At 58.7% G+C, this 20724-nt stretch carries 15 protein-coding genes, 1 tRNA gene and 1 riboswitch; of the genes, 9 read left to right on the top strand and 7 right to left on the bottom strand.

Annotated features, from left to right (window positions below):
* The first annotated feature begins 818 nt into the window (after positions 1-818).
* From G3I74_RS14705 to G3I74_RS14695, 3 genes are all read left to right on the top strand, one after another.
* A complete protein-coding gene (locus G3I74_RS14705) occupies positions 819-2336 on the top strand; it encodes a hypothetical protein (protein ID WP_203594789.1) in 1518 nt (505 codons plus the stop codon).
* Positions 2337-2980: 644 nt separating this feature from the next.
* Complete coding sequence (locus G3I74_RS14700) at positions 2981-4252, top strand: collagen-like domain-containing protein (protein WP_203594788.1); 1272 nt, start codon at positions 2981-2983, stop codon at positions 4250-4252.
* An 829-nt stretch (positions 4253-5081) separates the two neighbouring features.
* Positions 5082-5696, top strand: a complete 615-nt coding sequence (locus G3I74_RS14695; RefSeq protein ID WP_164212353.1) for a recombinase family protein — start codon at positions 5082-5084, stop codon at positions 5694-5696.
* Positions 5697-6402: 706 nt separating this feature from the next.
* Here G3I74_RS14695 and csb2 read toward each other — a convergent pair.
* The 5 genes from csb2 to G3I74_RS14670 all read right to left on the bottom strand — a co-directional run bounded on the left by csb2 (position 6403) and on the right by G3I74_RS14670 (position 13814).
* On the bottom strand, positions 6403-7845 hold the full coding sequence (csb2, locus tag G3I74_RS14690; protein ID WP_164212352.1) for a type I-G CRISPR-associated protein Csb2: 1443 nt from the start codon (positions 7843-7845) through the stop codon (positions 6403-6405).
* Between the two features lies 1 nt (position 7846).
* Positions 7847-8875 carry a type I-G CRISPR-associated RAMP protein Csb1/Cas7g gene (cas7g, locus tag G3I74_RS14685; RefSeq protein ID WP_164212351.1) on the bottom strand — a complete coding sequence of 343 codons (1029 nt, stop codon included), beginning with the start codon at positions 8873-8875 and terminating at the stop codon, positions 7847-7849.
* The gene (locus G3I74_RS14680) at positions 8862-9566 is read right to left on the bottom strand and encodes a hypothetical protein (protein ID WP_164212350.1); all 705 of its coding nucleotides are present in this window, start codon (positions 9564-9566) and stop codon (positions 8862-8864) included. The genes cas7g and G3I74_RS14680 overlap by 14 nt, the downstream gene beginning before the upstream one ends.
* The gene (cas3g, locus tag G3I74_RS14675; RefSeq protein ID WP_164212349.1) at positions 9556-12111 is read right to left on the bottom strand and encodes a type I-G CRISPR-associated helicase/endonuclease Cas3g; all 2556 of its coding nucleotides are present in this window, start codon (positions 12109-12111) and stop codon (positions 9556-9558) included. The genes G3I74_RS14680 and cas3g overlap by 11 nt, the downstream gene beginning before the upstream one ends.
* Before the next feature lie 320 nt (positions 12112-12431).
* A complete protein-coding gene (locus tag G3I74_RS14670; RefSeq protein WP_164212348.1) occupies positions 12432-13814 on the bottom strand; it encodes a tetratricopeptide repeat protein in 1383 nt (460 codons plus the stop codon).
* A 623-nt stretch (positions 13815-14437) separates the two neighbouring features.
* Here G3I74_RS14670 and G3I74_RS14665 point away from each other — a divergent pair.
* From G3I74_RS14665 to G3I74_RS16135, 6 genes are all read left to right on the top strand, one after another.
* A complete protein-coding gene (locus G3I74_RS14665; RefSeq protein ID WP_203594787.1) occupies positions 14438-14761 on the top strand; it encodes a hypothetical protein in 324 nt (107 codons plus the stop codon).
* Positions 14762-14776: 15 nt separating this feature from the next.
* Positions 14777-14855: riboswitch (SAM riboswitch) on the top strand.
* Complete coding sequence (locus G3I74_RS14660; RefSeq protein ID WP_164212346.1) at positions 14845-15405, top strand: hypothetical protein; 561 nt, start codon at positions 14845-14847, stop codon at positions 15403-15405. It overlaps the preceding riboswitch by 11 nt.
* Positions 15406-15700: 295 nt before the next feature.
* Positions 15701-15964, top strand: a complete 264-nt coding sequence (locus G3I74_RS14655) for a hypothetical protein (RefSeq protein WP_164212345.1) — start codon at positions 15701-15703, stop codon at positions 15962-15964.
* A gap of 74 nt (positions 15965-16038) precedes the next feature.
* Positions 16039-16782 (top strand): N-formylglutamate amidohydrolase, encoded by a 744-nt coding sequence (locus G3I74_RS14650; RefSeq protein WP_203594786.1) that lies wholly within the window; start codon positions 16039-16041, stop codon positions 16780-16782.
* Positions 16783-16865: 83 nt separating this feature from the next.
* Positions 16866-17267 carry an ADP-ribosyltransferase-containing protein gene (locus G3I74_RS14645; protein WP_164212343.1) on the top strand — a complete coding sequence of 134 codons (402 nt, stop codon included), beginning with the start codon at positions 16866-16868 and terminating at the stop codon, positions 17265-17267.
* Positions 17268-17408: 141 nt separating this feature from the next.
* The gene (locus G3I74_RS16135) at positions 17409-17540 is read left to right on the top strand and encodes a hypothetical protein (protein ID WP_275401561.1); all 132 of its coding nucleotides are present in this window, start codon (positions 17409-17411) and stop codon (positions 17538-17540) included.
* A 321-nt stretch (positions 17541-17861) separates the two neighbouring features.
* On the opposite strand, the gene G3I74_RS14640 is transcribed toward G3I74_RS16135, so the two are convergent.
* Together G3I74_RS14640 and alaS are read right to left on the bottom strand one after the other, a co-directional pair.
* A tRNA-Ser gene (locus G3I74_RS14640) sits at positions 17862-17954 on the bottom strand.
* Between the two features lie 97 nt (positions 17955-18051).
* Entirely contained in the window at positions 18052-20685 is a 2634-nt protein-coding gene (alaS, locus tag G3I74_RS14635; protein WP_164212342.1) for an alanine--tRNA ligase, read from the bottom strand.
* Positions 20686-20724: the final 39 nt, after the last annotated feature.

The raw sequence follows: 20724 nt of genomic DNA, 5'->3' as shown, positions 1-20724 counted from the left end.
TTGATTATTGAATAAAATTCACTCAACTGCGAATCCGTCAACGTCCAGACTTGACACTCGACACCTCCTGACTAATTATCTACCCTGAATATGTTGGCAGATTGAAATGGGAGTCAGTGATGAAATTGTGGGCAGCAGCTTTGGTTTTTGTCGTTGTATCGCCTGTCTGGGCAGATACCACCATTAAGTATCAAGGGAAGCTTGAGACCGCTGACGGAGCCTTCGAGGGTCAGGCTGCGATGGCGTTTGAGCTGTATGACGCTTTGGAAGGCGGGACACTACTGGCTGGACCAGTGGGGGTGCCGAGTGTTGACGTCGCTGATGGGGTATTCGAGGTTGAACTCGACTTCGGCAGCGTTTATGACGAAGGCCCGGTATTTCTGGCAATCTACGTAGAGAACGAAGCATTACTTCCCCGACAGCAAGTCCGCGCTGTTCCGCTAGCGGTGAGGGCTCTTGGTGCTCCTGAGGGGCCTCCAGCCTGGCTTTTGTCAGGTAATAGCGGAACGGCTTCCGAGCAGGCCTTTATCGGCACAACCGATGCTACGACGCTAGATGTGAGGGTTAACAACCGAAGTGCTATCCGAGTTGTCCCCTCTCCATCCCCCGCCGGACCACCAAGCATTGTTGGTGGACACGAGGAGAATTTCGTCTTGAACAATCACTCGGGGTCGACAATAGCGGGTGGAGGTGTAGCCGGGTTACCGAATGTTGTTGGAGAGGGGTCAGCTGTTTCAGGAGGATATGATAACCGAGCAGCTGGGAGACTATCAGCGATATCCGGAGGCATCTCGAATCGCACCGAGGGATTCGATACAGTGGTCAGCGGTGGTGCCCGAAACCAAGCTTTGGGCAACACATCAACGGTCGGTGGCGGCGCCGAGAATATTGCTGGCGGCAACAAATCAACGGTCGGTGGCGGCGCCGAGAATATTTCTGGCGGCGACGAATCAGTGATTGGGGGCGGTTTTAGCAATCGGACAGCTGAGAGAGCCTCAGTCGTTTCGGGCGGTCTGGATAACGAAGCCCTCGGGCTGACGGCCACCGTGTCCGGAGGTCGGGGAAACAAGGCTACAGAGATTGACTCGACAATTGGTGGAGGACTCAACAATACTGCCAGTGGAGGTGCATCAGTTGTTGGAGGAGGCGTGGCCAATGTCGCTAGTGTAGGTGCTGCAACCGTCGGAGGCGGGCGCAATAATTCTGCCAGCGGCGGCGACTCAACTATAAGCGGGGGCCGGGGCAATGCCGTTGCTGGCTCAGATTCGGTTATCAGCGGTGGAGCCGACAATGCAATATCCGGGAACTCGTCCGTGATAGCTGGAGGCTCTTCTAATCAATCATTAGAGGCTTGGACGGTTATTGGTGGAGGCGTTGACAACATCGCATCCGGTGTGCAAGCCGTAGTGGTGGGCGGTCAGGGCAATGTTGCTAGCGGCTTTAGGGCATCCATTGGTGGGGGAGTAAACAATGTTGCAAGCCAAGAAATTTCTACCGTCGGTGGCGGAGGAGCGAATCAGGCGATTGGCCTATTCTCAACAATAGCGGGTGGGCAAACTAACAGAACCGAAAGCGATTGGTCGGCGGTGCTAGGGGGAGCCCAGAATAATGCGCTTGGCGCCCTCTCTACGGTAGGTGGGGGACAACAGAATGAAGCCATTGGTCTGAGATCGTTTGTAGGGGGCGGAGTGACCAATATTGCGAGTGGTGAAAGTTCAGCTGTCGGAGGCGGTTCAGTCAATCAGGCAACAGAGATTTTCTCAACAGTTTCAGGTGGTTATATAAATACAGCCTCAGGTAATGGCTCAGCTATCGGTGGGGGGCAGCAAAACCGAGCGGAATCGAATTCATCTACCGTAGCCGGTGGCTTTTCGAATAGAGCAATAGGGGCTTACTCAGCGATCCCCGGTGGCCGAGAGAACTCTGCAGCTGGCGAGTATAGTTTTGCTGCCGGTCGAGGTGCAGTTGTTGATGCTCTCCACAACGGGGTTTTCCTGTTTGCTGACGACTCCGGCGGATTCTTCAACTCCGAAGCAGCCAATGAATTCGCTGTAAGGGCTAACGGTGGAATTCGCTTCGTTGTAGACAATTTAACCTGCCGCCTCAATACCGCAACAGGCGTGTTTGACTGTGCTGATGAAACTGCAGTTACTCAAAATCATGTGCTCGAGGCGGAAAGCTCGACCGACCGTTTGGCTGGCACATCGATGGATGCCGAAATGGCAACTAAAATTGCATCACTGGAAGCTCAGAATACCGAGCTTCTAGAACGCATCGCTGCACTGGAAGCGTTGTTACTAGAAGATCGACAATTAGCTTCCGAGGCTTCCCGATGAGAGCGGTAGCCCTTGGGGTAATTTTTCTGTCTGCGCTGGCCACACCTCCGGGTAGTGCTGAACCGACTTGTGGTCCGACTTTTTGCATCGCTTGGTCGGGCATATCAGGTGGAACGATGGTCGAGGCAAAGTCTGCAACTGGAGCATACATAGCGAGTGGCTCGATTGCCCAATGGGATGCGAGCAGCGGACAGGAACTCGCTAGCGCAACTTGGCAAATGACGGGAGGCTTCTGGGCAGCATTTCTAGAAGAACCAGATGTAATTTTCCGGGATAGATTTAGGCTTAAGAACGTCGACCTTCAAACCCAGCAAAATACAGCGGTGTCTGAAGGTGAGAGGTAGCCAAATAGTGGCAAGACCATTACCATCGTCTCATGAGCGCACACAGGCACAGCAGTTCGCCAGCCGCCACCATAGTTAATCCGGAGAGGTTGCCGGAAACGATCAAGGCGTGGGGGGAGTTGGTACTTGCGCTCCGAGACACATTTTGCAAGGAATGGACACATGGAACAGCTCCGGAGCCGCCAGCGAGATTTAGGGGTTGATAAGACACATCTGTGCTGAGCCAGCAAACACACTTGACTGTGGCGTCGATTTCCTTCAGCATCCACTGGGTGACGCATGGTAGGTAGGGAGCATCAAGTGAAACTTTTCGTCTTTCTCTTTACGCTCAGCATCGTACTGAGCGCTTCGGCTGTTGAGCAATCAACAATCAGCTACCAAGGACAGCTCCGCTCGGCGGGGTCTCCTTTTTCGGGCTCGGTTGATCTGCACTTTAAGCTGTTTGACGCGGATTCTGATGGAAACCAAGTCGGCCAGACTCAGTTATTTGAGAGCCATCCAGTTGAAGAGGGACTGTTTCAGGTTGAGTTGGATTTTGGAAGAGACGCTTTTATTTCAGGTGAGCGCTGGCTGGAAATAACTGTTGATGGTGTCGTTTTGAATCCTCGACAGCGTGTAACAGCGGCACCTGTAGCAACATTTGCACTTTCCGGAAACGAGGGCCCAGCCGGTCCACAGGGTGAAGCGGGCCCCGCCGGGCCTGAAGGCGCAGCCGGGCCGCAGGGTGAAGCGGGCCCCGCCGGGCCTGAAGGCGCAGCCGGGCCGCAGGGTGAAGCGGGCCCCGCCGGGCCGGAAGGCCCAGCCGGTCCGCAGGGTGAAGCGGGCCCCGCCGGGCCTGAAGGCGCAGCCGGGCCGCAGGGTGAAGCGGGCCCCGCCGGGCCACAAGGTGAGGTAGGTCCAGTTGGGCCTCAAGGCCCCGAAGGACCACAGGGCCCAGCTGGTTCGGACGCAGACGCCACCGCGGCAGAAGCCGCTGCCGCCGCTGCACAGGCTACGGCAGACGCAAATGCCTCCAGAATAACCGCCTTGGAAAATCTACTGAGCGGCATCACGCGTCAGGTTGACCCCGTTAGCGGGGTTGATACCTTGACTATCCCCGCCGATTTAGCTGCCAATAGCCTCATTTTGGACGTGCTGCTCAGCAATCAAACTTTTGATGAGAAGCTGGTGTGTCAGAATTCCGATGGAATCATCATTCCGTGCCCCAATTCTTTTGTTGTTCCACCCGATTCTACGCTTTGGGGGAGCTGGAGTGGTGTCATGACGCCTGATCCGGCTATAGACCCGTCGCTAGGATGCGCATCGATTGATATCACTGTAACGGTCACCGACTTGTTGGGCGGCTATCTGGACACTATTGTCATGCGCCGAGGAAGTGAGTTAGACATCGATGACCCTCGGGAGATTATCAACGCAGGATTGGTTGACGCGCAGACGCAGCATTTTATTGAAGCGTGGCGCTTTAATTTTCAATTTGGCCCACTTGGAACCGCTACTGGGAACTGGACTAACCGCCTGACTGCCTCCGGTGCCATTCAGTGCTTTGGCACACTTGAAATGACCAGACAATAGAGCTTTGAGGACATCAAATGGCAACAAGCACTGCAGGAGCAGTAAGCTCTAAGAGGGAAGTCTAGTGAAACGCTGTGAAGTAATCTGTTTTATCTCAGCCGGTCTCCGCACAACACAGGCGTATAAATCTAACTTCCAGCTGAAGAATCTTCATATGGCTCGTTTTTCACTCTGTTCGCTTTTTTGCCTCCTTTCCTTGGCATCTTTTACAGATGTCGGTGCTGCCGAGCTCCAATGGCACACGATTAGCAACGGTGGCAGTCTGTTACTGTCGGACCCAACAGGCAACTCTGACTGGGAAGTGTCAGGGACGTTGGGTCAGTGGAGTGCCACATCTGCGGGTGCAGCCACGGGCGCTGCTTGGGAATTGACTGGTGGCTTCTGGGCGACTAGGTCGTCTAGCGACACTGGACAGGATGTATTGTTCTCGGACAGTTTTGAGATCAGCGCTGGGGACTCGCAAATCAGGGTCGACCTTAAGAAAAAAGCAGATCGATAAATCTTTTCTGGGATAAACAGACTAACTCACCTGAAAGCAGTAAACGAGCAAGCAAATTATCAGACCGAAATTGGGTTCTTTTCAAATTGCGTCGTCGAGCAGCGATCAAAATTCCAAGCGATCTCTCGTGCTGGCGAAAGTGGAACCATGCTTCGGCATCCAATCGGATTCTAGACAGACCAAACAACTCAACCATCGTTAATGCTCATTTGGGTATACCTGAGCCGGTACGCCTCAGACCCCCTGTTTGCCCGTATCGATAATTGCTTTTTCAGGCCCACAGCGGTACAGTAGCTATCGGCACATTCAAATCGGCACAGGGAGTCCATCATGTTCATTCGAGCCTACCTCCGCGCCAGCACGGCAGATCAGGACGCGAACCGCGCCCGGGAGAGTCTGGAGCAGTTCATTGCCGGCCACGGTCACAAGATCGCCGCCTCCTACGTCGAGAACGCGTCTGGGGCGACAGCAGAGCGCTCGGAGTTGCGTAGGCTACTGGCTGATGCAAAACAAGGCGACATCCTGCTGCTGGAGTCCATAGACCGTCTCAGCCGCCTCCCTCGAAAAGAGTGGACCAAGCTGCGGGCCGAGATCGAAGGTAGAGACCTGCGCGTGGTCGCTCTGGACCTGCCGACCAGCCACAAGGCGCTCGCGGAATCTGATGGAGATGACTTCACCACCCAGATGCTGGACGCCGTCAACGGGATGATGCTCGACATGCTCGCCGCGATCGCTCGGAAGGACTACGAACAACGCCGGGAGCGGCAGGCTCAGGGGATCGCGAACGCTAAGAATCGCGGCGTCTACAAGGGCCGGCCGGTGGATCAAGAGAAGCACGACAAGATCAGGCAGCTGCTGGCTAAAGGTTGCAGCGTTAGGGAGACGGCGAGACTGGCTGGAGCAGCACCATCGACTGTCCAGCGGGTGAAGCAGGAAGCAGGGTAGACCGAGTGTGCAACTCGGGTTTCGGAATGAGGCCCCGGCAAAAAGCCGGGGATTAGGTACACAACCGAGTGAACCGCGATGGCTTGATAGTCATCACTTCAATGAGGCCCCGGCGAAACGCCGGGGATTAGAGGCTCGGCAAGGCTGGTCGCCAGAACACGACATGGTGCTTCAATGAGGCCCCGGCAAAAAGCCGGGAATTAGTTCGAGCGCGAATTGCAGCGGCGAGCACGGATCGACGAACTTCAATGAGGCCCCGGCAAAAAGCCGGGGATTAGGTTCCCGCTGGTCGGTGTGCGTGAAACCCTGCCTGACTTACTTCAATGAGGCCCCGGCAAAAAGCCGGGGATTAGATCTTCAAGATACAGATCAGACTGACGCTCGCACAGACTTCAATGAGGCCCCGGCAAAAAGCCGGGGATTAGGGCCGCCTCTGCAGGGCCGAAAACTATTGGCCCAGCGATCCTATTTTCGAGCGCTGAACAGATTTCGTCAAACCAAACTGCTGGGTCAGACGGATGCCCCGACCTTGCGATTCTATCTTCCTATTTTTAATGAACATACCGCGATTCGAGCGCTGCGGGGGTTTTGGGCGGCACTGCACCGCTCGCATCCTACCGGCAGCATCCGAGGCAGGCCCTTTCGGCCAGCTCTTTCCGCGGCAGCACCTTCGCTGAGACTTACCGCTTCAGCCCCAAGACGCTATCTAACGCTTCCTGCCACCGCCAATCGGCACTTGGACCATCAAACCCAGCCCAGCCCCTGCACCGGCGCCCAATACCAGCGGTCCAGCAACAGGCCGATGGAACTCGATGGTGATGAACTTCCTTGGGTAGCCTTTCAGATACCGGGGCACCAGCACACTGCCCGCGGGCGTGACGCTCGGCAGTATCGGCGCAGGATGAAACTCAACCCTTCTAACCGCAGCAACTGGGATTCGGGCCTTGCTGAGCAATCGCTTGACCACCTTCTCCGGTCTTGGCTTGCCGCGGCGCTGATCGAACCCGGGCAGGACCACGGCTGTCGCTGAGGTCCATGTGGTCGCTCGATCTGTCACTCTCCACAGCAGCCGATCATCATCGCCACGGGCAATGGGCACCAGCATGCCCCTGACCTCTCGGCTTTTCTCGTCGATCAGTTCTGATGCGGTCAGCCGACTGACGATGCGTATCCATAACGCCTCAGGAACCTGCCTCGGCGCATGCACCATGACCCGGCGGATATATCCGTCGGCCCATGCATGCCCGACGTTGGGGATGGGCAGAACACCAAACCGCCCTGCTCCGCCGTGCCCCATGATCTCGGTGATAGTGTCCTGATCAAGCCCGGCCTGCTTCGCAGCGTTTCCGATCGAATGGCGAACCATTCCGGCCACCCGCATCACCTGATCGCCCTCGAAAGCCAGTGCAGAGCGATCATCAAGGGTGCGCAGAGCAAATCCCTGCCAGCGGCTGGCCGGCGGTGAGAGTGGATCACGATAAGAGGCCATGACGGGCGGTAGTTCCCGGGCACTGCCAACATGAACCCCAGCAACCCGGCTGCGGTCCTGTCGATATTTGGTGGTCAGCCGATCGATCTCACCTGCAGAAGGCACGGGGAGCAGTTCGTCACCTCCACCCTCATCAGGAACCCACGTGTGGCCGGCAGATCGAGCCGGTTCAGAAAGCCACTTTGCTGTTGCGACAACAAGGTCGGTTCCCTGCCCCAGAATGGTCAAGCCCTCGGCCAACTGCTCAAAGGCCTCAGGATCGGGGTCCGGCTCAAGAAACTCCCAGCGGTAGTGAACCGGGGCCTGCACAGACCAACCGCGTCGGGCCCGTATGGTCTTGAGCTTGCTGGTGGTTTTTCGGGCATTGGCGGCCAAACCTTTCTGATGAAACTTGAAGCTTTTGTCGCCATCGTTGTTGGGAACCGCCGATGCCACGGGTTCTAGTCGCTCTGGCATAGGCCCGATGATGGTCGGTGGCGCCACCGCTTCCAGCCGCCTTAGCGCTTCGATCCCGCGCTCACCTGCACCACCCGGTCTGCAACACCCGGCCAGAAGGGCCCGAAAGACCCTTGAGGGCGATGGTGGCCAGTCCTCGCCATGGTAGCCAGCCACACCCACATCCGAGGCCAGCCAGCGGATGGTGAGTTCTAGGGCGGGCATGTCACGTCTCGCCCTTGGTCTTCAGCAGCGCCCTGCCGGCCTTGATGTCAAAGTTCGCGGCAATGGCCTGTGCGTCTTCCAGCGGAACATCAAGCTGCCGGGCTGCGGTCAGGGCAGGACCATCGAGAAAGGCGAGAACCGCTTCTGGGGTCAATTCGAGCGCAGTACGCTGTCCCAGCCGGTCAACGATCGTGACCTCTGGCGTGCCCTCAGGAACAAGCCAGCAGCCGGTTCGCAGGGTGTACTCGCGCCCGCCAGTCCAAAGCCCCGCTAGCGCCAGCCCGAGAACATAGGTGCCAAGCCCCGGCGTCGCTCGTTCGAGTGCGCGACATTGCCCAAGATGTAGCGTGGCCAGCTGCTGGATGTCACCATTCACCATCACGCCGCCGTGGGCATCCACGGAGGGGGTCGGGGCAAACCCGATATCAGCGCCCTTCTTCCACTCCTGCTCCGTGAAACCCAGTTCTTCGCGGGAAAAGGTGCCAGAAAACTGTGCTGAGCGGGTAAAGACATCCACATCCCACGCATGAATCTCACTGCGGATCAGCCGGGGGATTTTGACCCGGGTGTCACGACTGTCCCATGCACCGTAGACCAGCGAGGTCGGGCCGAGCTTGGCGATCAGTGAGGGATCACCCGCATCATAGGCCTCGAAGGCATCGCGGATCGCATCATGTAGCTCAGAGGCCCGAATCACGGCATCGGCGAGACGATGCGGCAGTTCCGTGAGCATCACCACCCGGTCGCCGGCGGCCACAGTCACATTCGGCACCGCGTGCGCCAATTCTTCGACGAACGCGGCCTCCATGCGATTGGCCTGACTCTGAATGGAATCCAGCGTGGCCACCATCCGACCGTCCTTGAGCTGATTGATGTTGTACGGGGTCTCAAACCGGTGCCCCTGTTTCTCTGCAGCGGGATAGGTTGACGGATAGATCGGCGACTGCCTGCCCTCCATCGGCTCAAGCTTCTGCGAGACCGAGATAGCCACGGCGTTGCGGTCTTGAATCAGGTGATTAATGTCGTTCATGGTCTTCTCCAATCGGAAGGGCGGTTTTCAGAATCTTGTTGCTGCCGGCACTGCCAATCTGGGTCTGCCAGCACCCAAGGCTGTGGATGGATGAGCCCGCAAAAGCCAGCACGGCCAGTTGCAGAGGCACATCAGGCCAGAGGCTGTAGCGGAAGCCGGTGTCCCGCCGACCTTGGACCGGAAAGTGCTGCAGCCCGATAAAGGCCAGCAGCTCGACGAAGGGCCGGCACAGGTACTGGATGTCTTGATGTTCATTCGGCGACCAGCCCAGCTCCAGCGCATTCCAGCTGCCTTGCGGGTCAACACCTAATCGTCCGGTGGTTGGTGCTTGAAAATCCAGCCAGTCACGCGGATGCCCGTCTCGGGCCGCCGTTAGGAGGTTGGTCAGCACTGACTTGGCCGTCTGCTGCCCCGCCCAGAACTTGAACGGCTGGTTGAGGCCGTAGCCTCGCTGCCACCAATCGAGGCGGATGTCGCCGAGCAGGAGGGATTCATCGTCGCCGGCCTCAAGGTCCGACAGGGAGGCAATCCTCTGTTCCGGGAAGGCCACCTCGAAGACCCAACTCCGTCCGCTGCGCTTGAATCGGGTAGTGGCGCCGGGGTCACTTCTGGCGACCAATGCCGCGAGGCCTGCGCAGGCCAGCACCTCGCCGGGGTTGCAGGGATCAATGGAGAATCGTTCAACGTCCATGACCATGCTCCCCCTCGTCGCGGCCACTGGACACCCATGCGTCTGCCGCCTTGAGCAGAGACTCCAGCCATGCCAGCACCCATGGACCATAGTGCTCCTGCAGGCGAATGAATCGCTCCTCGGTGTCTATGGCCAACTGACGACACTGATCGTCCGGTAACTCGCGGTCCCACTGACGCTGGTTCGGGAACCCGGGCCGAGCATGGCCGTGGTGGGCAGCAATCAGATGCAGCGTCAGGTCTCGGACAGAGTTGTCTGATGGATCGATCGGAAGCTGACGGTCAGCGGTTGCGAGCGACCCAAACTCATGTCGAAAACCCCCAAGAAGTGCCGGACGAAAGCGTCCTCGCCGACTCTTGGCAATGGAGCGTTCCGTGGTATTGCCCGCGGCTCGCTGCCAGACCTTCCGGGCCTTACCTTCGTCGTGCAGCCCAGCGGCGGTTCCGAGCGCCTCAATGATCTGGGTGTCCAACCCAAGGGCCTTACCGAGACGCCTAGCTGCCTGACCAACGCGCTCATTGTGCTCATCAAGGCCCTGAACGCTTCGGGCCAGCCGTGAGAGATCGCTGTCGGCATCCAGTGACAAATCGCCTAAGCGGCGCCGGGCGTAGACCAGCCAGCGCGAGACCTCATCTTCATCGCCATCAAGCAGTGAAATCCGCCACACCACGGCGTGAGCCACCCACTCAGGAACGGGCCGATCCGGCAGCCCCGCAGCGGACTCGATGAAGCGGACGTTCTCGTCATCATCCGCCAAGTCCTCAACGGGCTTGTCAGCAGACTTGCCGTCCAGAAACCCCATCGGAGACAGACCACCCACGGCTACCGGCAAGATCACCGTGGCAAAAGCGAGACTGCGCTGCAACTGTCGGTCGTCCGGGCTGACTGTGATCTCCGCAAGCTCTCCGGACGGAGACACCACAAGGCATTGAAACTCACCCAAGCGCTTGGCGATCGCATCAAGCTCAGCCGCTGCGAATCTGGACGGGACCTTCAGAATCTCCTGCGGGCGCGGGCGATGCATAGCCAGTGCGTCCCGGGCAGCATCAAGGCCGACAGACAGCAGCAAGGGCACATCGTGGCGCCAGAGCACTTGGGTTTCGGCATAATCCGGCTCGTCGCTGATGCCGCGCAAATGAACTCCGACCGGCGGGATCTCCAGCCCTGCGCTGGTCGCCGCCAGTAACTCCACCCTGCCTAGATCAGGCGGTGCCGCCCTCGCCCCGGGTGTTGCAGCCTCTGCCCAACGCTCTGGGTCAAGCGCCTGTACCGCCATGGGAGACAGGGATTCCATCTGGCTGAGAATCTGCAGGCTGCACTGGGCCGACCGGGCATAGCGATGTCGCCAGTCATCCTTCTTGGGGTCGTTCTCGACGTCCTTGCTGCTGTAGACGATGTGGACATCACTCTGGGGCTGTCGACCACTGCGATTGACCCGACCGATTCGCTGGATGACTGAATCCATGGCGGCCAAGTCCATGATGGAGTGGTCCGCATCAAGATCAATTCCCACCTCACCGGCAGCCGTGGCAACGAGGAAAATACTGCCGCTGTCTGCAGGGCTCGCACCAGAAAAACATGACCACAGCGCTGACTCGGTCAGCATCTGGCGTTCGGCGCCGCGCAGGGTTCCGGTGAGTAATCCGACCCTACCCTCACCGTCATCGCCCAAAGCCCGTGCGAGGTCGCGGGAAAACCGCTGTGCCTCCTGTGCGGATCGAAGGAAGATCAGGACCGAGCCGGAGCGGTAGCCCAGTGCAAGGTCGAGCATTTTCTGGCGGCGTTCGGCAGGAGACGAGGTTTCATGGACCAATGAAGTCTTGCAAGCCTGAATGCGCTGGCCCAGAGACGGATACTGTGCGTCCTCCTCCTGCAGACACTCGCCCGAACCCTGATTCGGGGTGGCCGACATGGCCACGGCCCGGAACGATGTTCCGAAACGGGTTTGGCTCAACCGGGAAAGGGCGGAAAGGGTGGCGCAGAAGGCGGCGCTCAGGTGCGACTCATCCAGAACAACCGTTGCATCGAAACCCAGTAAGCCGGCATGCAACGGCCTCCGGCTTCGACCATCACCATAGCCCCGGAATAGTAGTTTCGATCCGACGATGTCGACGGTGCCGATAACCACGGCGGGTTTGGCCGGGTCCAGCCGCCATTCCCCGGTATCAGCCAAACCGCCACGGAGTATCCCTGTCTCGATCACTGGCGCATCGATGCCGGTGAACGCCGCCATCGCCTTCAGGGGTTCCGCAATTTCTTCAATCTTGGAGAGTGATCCGATCCAATCGAGCACCTGAGCCCCAGTCTGGTCAACGATGGCACGCCGATCCACCACGTACACCAGCCGTCGAGGCAGAGCAGCTCCCTGAGCAAGGGCCAGCAGGTACAGCAACACGAATGAGGTCTTGCCAGTACCGGTCGGCAGGGTCAGCGCCGCTGGCGTCTGGCCGGCGAGCACTTGATGGAAGCATCTGCGCTGCCACGGGTAGGGAGCAAATCCAGTGATCTGCTCGAAAAACGGAATCGTCCCCTGCTGCGCCCTCATTGCCACCTCCCGTCAAGCGAATCGGGCATGTCAGCTGACATCACCCAATCGATTCTCAGTGCATTGCCGGAAGTGCCATTACGCTGGCCTTTCGCTCAACGATCACCACGGGAGTGATTCGTCAAATAGCGACTAGGCAATGCAGCCCCGATACCAGTCTACCGGTGTTGACTCAGCATCGTTTGATCTGGATCAGATGACTGTCGATGAGGAAAGAGTGTCATGCACGATTCTCAAACTTTGAGAAAGGCCAACCTCGCTCTATCTTTACAACAATTAACTTTAAAACAAATGCGCATATAGCGGAACCTTACTACTATTCAACGTGTCTCGCTCTTAATCTGTTGTAGATAGAGCTTTGCGGTTTCATTTATGGGATCGGAGACCAAAACTTCTCGAACCAAACGCTCAGCAGTATCAACATCACCCAACAAATAAAACGGGTTTGCGATGGTCAACCGGGCATTGTCAGAATCTGGCATTTTCTCATAGACACGCCCTAGAAGATCGACAGCCTCTTCCCTCCTGCCTTGCTGAATTAATGTTTCAACTTGAAATGAACATGACGCCCAATAACCCTGCTTGCAAGACCGGAGGAATAGGATATAAGCCTCATCAAGATTGCGGTCGAGCTCTCCGTAAGAATCAAGGTACATCCTACCGAGCCTATACTCTCCATACGCATCAGCTTTTTGCGCAAGATCACGAGCCAAAGAAACTGCTGCTTTTTCTCGACCATCATCGATGTGGGAATCAAGAACTTCGTACAGTTGCTCGTCTGTAGCAATAAGTGTTGCTCTCTGGCCCAGCCTTATCTGGTCGCGCGCTTGTGCAATCTCTGCCTGTGTTAATTCGCCTTCCAACTCTTGCATTCTTTTTCGAGCTTCTTCGGCATACAGTTCTAAAGGGCCACTTACCGCCATTGAATACCATAAGAAGGCCTGTTGAGGGTTCTGCGGAATCTCATCACCAAGATCAAACATCATTGCAAGATCATATTGAGCTACTTGTCGATTGGATCGATCCCATTGCTTCACTTCCATTGATGCTGCTCTTTGGAGCAAATTAAATGCTCTGTCGGGATCAGGCGGAACCCCTACCCCTTTGCGATAAAATTCAGCAAGGGTAACCATGCCCTTGATATCAGCCTGCTCGACTGATTTTCTTGCAAGTTCATAAGCTGCGAATGGGTTCTTTTCTACAATGTGACCTACCCTATAAAGTTCAGCTAGATTGGCTTGAGCTCGAGCACTTCCTAGATCGGCCGCCTGTTTTAAATATCGTATTGCTTGCGCCTCATTCGGGTTTATTCCATCGCATCCTTCTAAATAAATTCCAAATAGGTTATTAGCGGCTACGGCAAGCCCATTACTGGCAGAAAATGTGTACCATCTCGCCGCCTCCATGCAGCTCTCCGCAACACCCAAACCGTTATGATGAATCCAGCCAACCTGAAATTGCGCATGGGCAGAAGCAGTTGACTCGGCGACTTCCTTATATAACTCAAGAGCTTTTCTATAATCACCATCTTCAAAGAAGTTTTCAGCGCGCTGGAGGCGCATCTGCCAATATTCAGCCGACCCTCTTGGTTGTGAGGCGAGAGCCACAGAGCCAATACCGCCGAGCAGAAGGCAGGCAGCCAGAATCTGGTAGAGAAATTTAGTAGCTTTATTGCTATTACAATCTGTCACAATCTTATTCATTAGATAAACCTTAATCAAGAACCAACAGAATTATGAAAGCTGATTATGAGTTTTTCACTGCCAATCTATACATCGAGTTTTGTGCATAGGACACTGAAGTATCGAGCAACTCGCCTTGGCGTCGTCATAAGCAGTTGACGATCGACAGATAGTTAGGCAGCTTAACCGCTTCTTAATTATGCGTTTCAGGAGCATTTTGCTTAAAAATTGCTCTTAAGCTGCTCCGCGGGGACCTCTGTTCGTGCATCAAACCAGCGCCTGTGTCAATTTCATCATATAGCGATGCTGAAAGGCTTGACTCAGGTCAAATTGAAATTGTGTCTGCAATTAACATTCGTGAGCTTCGCCAATCAAATAATTGGTCGGTCATTGATTTATGATTACGTTTTGATCCTAGGGGTGCAACGGCGATAACGAATGGCGTACACTACGTCACGTGCGCCGATTTGAATCACTCCAGCTTGCGGGCGCTCGATAAATTCAGCTAAAGCGGAAGGCACTCGCCCACCCCGGGCAGATGGTTTCCCCTCAATGGCTGCGCTGGCTGGACCCGTCCCGCTTTAGCCCGACTTGCGGGGGACGTTAAATGAATACCGCTAAACAGGGCGTTTCCGACATAGGAAATGACCATGACCATCGATGTAGCCTTCCTCAGCGCGTTCGTGCTGAAATCCAATCTTGAAGAGCACTACCCCGGCGGTCTGACCGCCTTCTCCGATGATTTCCCCCGCCACCGCACCGACGACCAACTGGTCCGTCTGTCCGCCATGAGCGGTGGTGAGCTTCGCGAGGAGGTGGATCAGCTGATCTCCCGAGGAATACCCGTCGATCGCATCAGCATCGCGGACTGGACGGGTGGCCCGTGGGAGAACAGCCCCGGCATCCGGTTCCACGCGATTGAGACCGACAGCTTCCCACCCAAGCGCTGGCGAGCATCCGCGGAATAGCAAAAAACGGCCAATTCTGGGCCGCGTCCCGATTTGCCCCAGCTTGCGGGGGACGTTAAATGCATACCGCTAAAGAGGGCCTTTTGAACGAGGAAATCACCATGAATAAACCATTCACCGTCCCTATGAGCCCCGAGCAGCTGCCCCAGCAGCGGATCGTTGAGGTCGTGACCCTGCCCCCAGCCCCGGCTGGGCTAGAGATCGTCACCGACTGGCGGGAGTTGGCAGACTTGCCGATCGATGAAGACACGCCGGTCAGGGAAACCTTTCTGGTCGCGCTGGAGTGGGCATGGAGCCCGATGCACAACCGCCTACAGGGTTTCAGCCTCGAACGGCACAACAGCGGCTACTGGCTGCTGTGGTCCTATTTCGTGGACTTTGTGGAGAACGATGATCACCCGTGGGTTCTGTCTGCTGGATGCCGGCAGGAGGGGCTGGACGAGCGCACTGCCGCCATCCACCTGCTTACCGCGGCCCTGATCGAGGGAAAAGAGGTCGACTATCTGGACCGCTACCACTGGATCGCCGACGACGGCTTCGTAACGCCGGCTGAGATGCGGGAGATTGGTCGCCGAGTGTGGCCTGAAGGCCGGAAACTAACCGACGGAGCACCCGAAGCACTGGTGCTGGAGGACGACGAATGAATCGATCCATCGACAATCCAGCAAGTTCCGCAGTTGCTACTCAAGGAGACGACACCCATGGTTTTGAGACTGAATCAACCCTTGAGCGAGGATCATCCGTTCTACGGTGGCCGAATCATTTTCGGCTTCAAACGACCGGATTTAGCCATCAGGCCACCCGAGGAGCCGGCAAATCCGCCGCAGTCCGATCATTCGACAGACTCGGACTCAAGACTGACAGGCAAAGGCGACCACGCGGGCCCTCAGGACGCGGACGGCAGTCCCAACGAGGAGCAGTGATGCGGAGGATGCGCCCATGACCTACGATCAGACACAACTGGATGACCTCTTCGCCCGAGCAAGAAGCGTCTTGGGGCCGGAGGTTCTGGGGACGTTCGCCAACTGCAAGCCGCGTCAGGATGCCTTCATGACCGCCCTGTTCCGAGCGATCAAGGCAATGGAGGGCCCGAGCAATGTGACAGATGGCCAAATCCTCGGCGCACTGGAGATTGCCGATGAGATGTTTCCGCTGGAGCTTGAGGTGATGGCGAGAGCCTACTACAGCGAGCCGAAGAGCTAGTTGGAAGTCGGGCTTTGAACCCTTTGGCTGTAACTCCGGGACTGCACGGTCCGACGCGCTCCCCTCAAGGTATCGTGTGGCACCTGCCGCACGATGCCACTGCCATTCCAGAGGAGGTCCGGGGTCAGTTCGTACTGGGCGATCAGGAACTGGCCACGGAGGTCCTGCGGATGACCGACCATTTCACGGGGCAGCTGTTCGGTCTGGACCTCGGGAACGAAAGAGTCATCCGGGTACCCGTCAGCCGGCTGGTGGTCGATGTCGAGCGCTTCCCGGAAGACCGTGATGAGCCCATGGCAGCCGGCGGCATGGGGGTGATCTACAACCGCACATCGGAGGGCCGTCCGCTGCGGCGGCCCATCACTGAGCGGGAGCGTCAGGCCCTGCTGGAACGCTGGTATTGGCCACACCATCGACGCCTCGAAGGTGCAGTCGAGAGGGCGCTCGTCCGGACCGGGCAGTGCCTGTTGATCGACTGCCACAGCTTCCCGTCACAACCGCTGCCGTACGAGACTGACCAGAGCCCGGACCGACCCGACATCTGCCTTGGCACCGACGAATTCCATACACCCGCTGTATTGGTGGAGGCCACCATCACTGCGTTTCGGCGGGAGGGGTTCAATGTCGCCGTCGACCGGCCTTTCAGCGGAGCACTGGTGCCGCTGTCGCGCTATCGCCGAGATGGGCGGGTCAGCGCCCTGATGGTCGAGGTTAACCGGCGTCTGTATCTGGATGAGCGGACGGTCGAATGGTCCGCTGCTGGCGAGAGCACCAGTGAGCGCCTGAAACGCGTGCTGCAAAGGCTAGTCACCGCATGACCAATTCGACCCTTTCAGGGCACGAACGATTGCGAGCAGACCTCTGCCCGCAGTGCGGTCTCGCCGGACTGTAGACTGAGGCTATGATCAGCATCACCGCCTATCACGGCACCAAAGCCGACTTTGTGGACTTTGAGGATAACCACCCTTCCGCATCAGGTCTGGCGGCTGCGGGCAGTGGAATCTACTTCTGGGAAGACATCCGGCTGGCGGAACCCTTCGCCGGCGAGGATGGTCGTGTCATCAAGGCCGAGATCACCCTGAGGAATCCGGCGGTCATGGACCCGGAAGAGACGCCGGGACAGGAAGCGTCAGCAGCGGAGGCGGCTGAGTTCACGCGCAGGATGGTCGAGGCCGGACACGATGGCTTGATCGTGGAACACCCATTCAGCGGTAGGGAGATTGTCGTTTTCGACCTGACCGCAATCCGAGTCGTGGACCCCGGCTTCAGTCTGGCAGAGCGCAGCGTGGCCCGGAAGAACTGACCGCTGAGGTAATTCCTACAGCGGGTCGCGCGAATTTCCTACATCACGCCGGGGCGTGGTCCGATCGCCATTTGCGGGGTTTTGCGGGGTTTTGCGGGGTTTTGCGGGATCATGAGCCATCGCAAGCACAGAGAGAGCTCCATGACCGACCGGAGCCTGCACGACCCGAGCGAAGACGAGCTGATTGATCTACTGACCGAACTGGAACGGATCAAGGAGACCGCGGAGGAGGCGTTGCTTGCGAGGCTGCGGGCGGGCCAATCCGCAGCGTAGCTACTACCCCCGGGAGAACCAGCCATTCGCTGGGCCTTTCGTGGCCAACCGAGCGGCTTCCGCGACACTAAATCGCGCCGTCTGCCGATAACCCTGCCAGCCACCTCGGGCAATCATGGCAGCAAGTGATGCCGAGGCAGAGCCTTGACCACCGACGACCTGCACGGAATGAGCGATGACAGCCTGCTGGACCAGCTGATTGAGCTACAGCAACCGAAGAAACGAGCAGAATGGCTACTGTTTAGGCACCTTCATGGAGGGTAGCTCAGAAGGTAGAACAATCCTAAAACTAACTGCAACCTTTTGTATTTATTGACGTGATGGCGGAGAGGGGGGGATTCGAACCCCCGAAGGGCCTATAAAACCCTTAACGGTTTTCGAGACCGCCGCATTCAACCGCTCTGCCACCTCTCCGAAACACGCGGTCACCGGCCAGTAACGACCTGACCCGCCATTATAACCGGGACAGGCCCGGGATCGAAAGCGAACAAGGCTTCAAGGTCGCCCGCGCTCAGAGCTGCTCCTGCAGCCAGCCGCGCACCGAGGCCAGCGCATCGGGCAACGCGGCAGCATCGCTGCCGCCGGCCTGGGCAAAATCGGGCCGACCGCCGCCCTTGCCGCCGACCTGGGCGGCGACGAAATTGACCACCTCCCCGGCCTTGACCTTGCCGGTCAGGTCCTGGGTCACGCCGGCCACCAGGCGCACGCCAGAATCCGTGGCGGTTCCAAGCACGATCACACCCGAGCCGAGCTTGTTCTTGAGCTGATCGACGGTCTCGCGCAGGCCGTTGGGGTCGGCCCCGTCCAGGTGGGCGCTGATGAGCTTGACGCCAGCCACGTCGACGGCCTGGCCGGCCAGATCGGAACCGGCCGCCGAGGCCAGCTTGCCCTTGAGGCGCTCGAGCTCTTTTTCGAGCTGGCGCGACCGATCCAGCAGCTGTTCGATGCGCTCGGCCATCTGCTCCGGGCTGGCCTTGAGGCGGCCGGAGACCTCGCGCACGGAGCGGTCCAGCGACTGCAGCCAATCGACTGCGACCCGGCCGGCCACCGCCTCGATTCGACGCACGCCGGCCGAGATGCCGGTTTCGCCGATGATCTTGAACAGGCCGATATCGCCCATGCGATCGACGTGGGTGCCGCCGCACAGCTCGGTCGAGAAATCGCCGAAGCGCAGCACCCGCACCTCGTCGCCGTACTTGTCGCCGAAAAACGCCAGCGCCCCGGCCGCGATCGCCTGGTCGTAGGCCATCTGCCGCTCTTCGGCCTCGGCGTTGGCCTGGATCTGGGCGTTGACCATGCGTTCAATCTCGGCGATCTGCTCATCGCTGAGCGGCTCGTGGTGCGAGAAATCGAAGCGCAGGCGATCGGGTGCAACCAGCGAGCCCTTCTGCTGGACGTGCTCGCCCAGCACCGTTCTGAGCGCCGAGTGCATCAGATGAGTGGCCGAGTGGTGGCGGACGATGTCGGCCCGGCGGTCGGCGTCGATCTGCGCCGCCAGCGCCTGGCCCCTGGCCAGCTCCCCGGTCTCCAGGCGACCGATGTGCCCGTGGTAGACGCCGGCCAGCTTGCGGGTGTCGGCGACCCGAAACCTCAAGCCCCCGGCCGTCAGGACACCGGTATCGCCGACCTGGCCGCCGGACTCGGCGTAAAACGGCGTGCGATCGAGGATCAGGGTCGCCTCCTGGCCTGCTTCCAGGCATTCGACCGGACGACCGTCGACCAGAATTGCCAAAAGCTCGGCCCGCTCCGCGAAATGCTGCGTGTAGCCCAGAAAATCGGTGGCCGGCAGCTCAGCGGCCAGATCGGCCGGCATGGCGTCGCCACCGCCGAACTGTCCGGCCGCGCGGGCGCGCTCGCGCTGGGCTTCCATGGCCTGCTCGAAGCCGGCCTCGTCGACTTCAAGCTCGCGCTCGCGGGCGATGTCGCGGGTCAGGTCGATGGGGAAGCCGAAAGTGTCGTAGAGCTTGAACGCCACCGACCCGGGAATGACCGCATCCTCCAGGCCCGCGATGGCCTGCTCGAGCAGCTTCATGCCCTGGTCCAGGGTCTCGCCGAAGCGCCGCTCCTCGCGCTCGAGCACGGCGGCTACGTCGTCACGCTGGCGCGCCAGTTCCGGGTAGGCCTCGCCCATGACTTCGGCCAGTGGCCCAACCATCTTGCAGAAAAACAGGTCCTCGCAGCCGAGCTTGTAGCCGTGGCGGATGGCCCGGCGGATGATCCGGCGCAGGACGTAGCCACGGCCGTCATTGGCCGGCAGCACGCCGTCGGCGATCAAAAAAGCGCAGGCGCGGATGTGGTCGGCGATGACCTTCAGCGAGGGCGCATCGCGGTCCGTGGCCCCGGTTAAGCGGGCGGCGGCTGTGATCAGGTGCTCGAACACATCGATCTGGTAGTTCGAGTGCACGCCCTGCAGAATGGCCGCCAGGCGCTCCAGGCCCATGCCGGTGTCCACGCAGGGCGCCGGCAGCGGGTGCAGGGTCCCGTCGGCCGAGCGGTCGAACTGCATGAAAACCAGGTTCCAGACCTCGATGTAGCGGTCGCCGTCCTCTTCCGGGGTACCGGGCGGGCCACCGGGGATCTCGGGGCCGTGGTCGTAGAAGATTTCGGTGCACGGACCGCACGGTCCGGTCTCGCCCATGGCCCAGAAGTTGTCGCTCTCGTAGCGCTTGCCCGGCTTGTCGCCGATGCGCGACAGCCGCTCGGGCTCGACGCCGATATGATTCAGCCAGATCTCTGCGGCCTCGTCATCGTCTGCATAAACCGTCACCCACAGCTTTTCGGGCGGCAGGCCGCAGGTCCCGGTCAGAAAACCCCAGGCGAACTCGATGGCCTCTTTTTTGAAGTAGTCGCCGAAGCTGAAATTGCCCAGCATCTCGAAAAACGTGTGGTGGCGGGCGGTATAGCCAACGTTTTCCAGGTCGTTGTGCTTGCCGCCGGCGCGCACGCAGCGCTGCGAGGAAGCCGCGCGGGTATAGGCGCGCTTTTCCGAGCCCAGGAACACGTCCTTGAACTGGTTCATGCCGGCGTTGGTGAACAGCAGGGTCGGATCGTTGGCCGGCACCAGCGAACTGGAGGCGACCACGCGGTGCTCGCGCTCGGCGAAGAAGTCGAGGAAGGCCTGGCGGATGTCGGCGGTGGTTTTCATCGGTTTGCTGTCGCGAAAGCGAAGGTCAGGTTCAACCCT

The sequence above is a fragment of the Wenzhouxiangella limi genome, assembly GCF_010499265.1.
Lineage (GTDB): Bacteria > Pseudomonadota > Gammaproteobacteria > Xanthomonadales > Wenzhouxiangellaceae > Wenzhouxiangella > Wenzhouxiangella limi.
The sequence above is the reverse complement of the archived record's forward strand: the minus strand, read 5'-3'. Positions and strand labels throughout refer to the sequence as shown.

Bases quoted from the DNA above. Each gene is read 5' to 3' on its own strand.
- G3I74_RS14695 (WP_164212353.1), top strand. From the start codon at position 5,082: ATGTTCATTCGAGCCTACCTCCGCGCCAGCACGGCAGATCAGGACGCG.
- G3I74_RS14645 (WP_164212343.1), top strand. From the start codon at position 16,866: ATGATCAGCATCACCGCCTATCACGGCACCAAAGCCGACTTTGTGGAC.
- cas3g (WP_164212349.1), bottom strand. From the start codon at position 12,111: ATGAGGGCGCAGCAGGGGACGATTCCGTTTTTCGAGCAGATCACTGGA.
- cas7g (WP_164212351.1), bottom strand. From the start codon at position 8,875: ATGAACGACATTAATCACCTGATTCAAGACCGCAACGCCGTGGCTATC.
- G3I74_RS14680 (WP_164212350.1), bottom strand. From the start codon at position 9,566: ATGGACGTTGAACGATTCTCCATTGATCCCTGCAACCCCGGCGAGGTG.
- G3I74_RS14665 (WP_203594787.1), top strand. From the start codon at position 14,438: ATGACCATGACCATCGATGTAGCCTTCCTCAGCGCGTTCGTGCTGAAA.
- G3I74_RS16135 (WP_275401561.1), top strand. From the start codon at position 17,409: ATGACCGACCGGAGCCTGCACGACCCGAGCGAAGACGAGCTGATTGAT.
- G3I74_RS14670 (WP_164212348.1), bottom strand. From the start codon at position 13,814: ATGAATAAGATTGTGACAGATTGTAATAGCAATAAAGCTACTAAATTT.
- G3I74_RS14655 (WP_164212345.1), top strand. From the start codon at position 15,701: ATGACCTACGATCAGACACAACTGGATGACCTCTTCGCCCGAGCAAGA.
- csb2 (WP_164212352.1), bottom strand. From the start codon at position 7,845: ATGCCCGCCCTAGAACTCACCATCCGCTGGCTGGCCTCGGATGTGGGT.
- alaS (WP_164212342.1), bottom strand. From the start codon at position 20,685: ATGAAAACCACCGCCGACATCCGCCAGGCCTTCCTCGACTTCTTCGCC.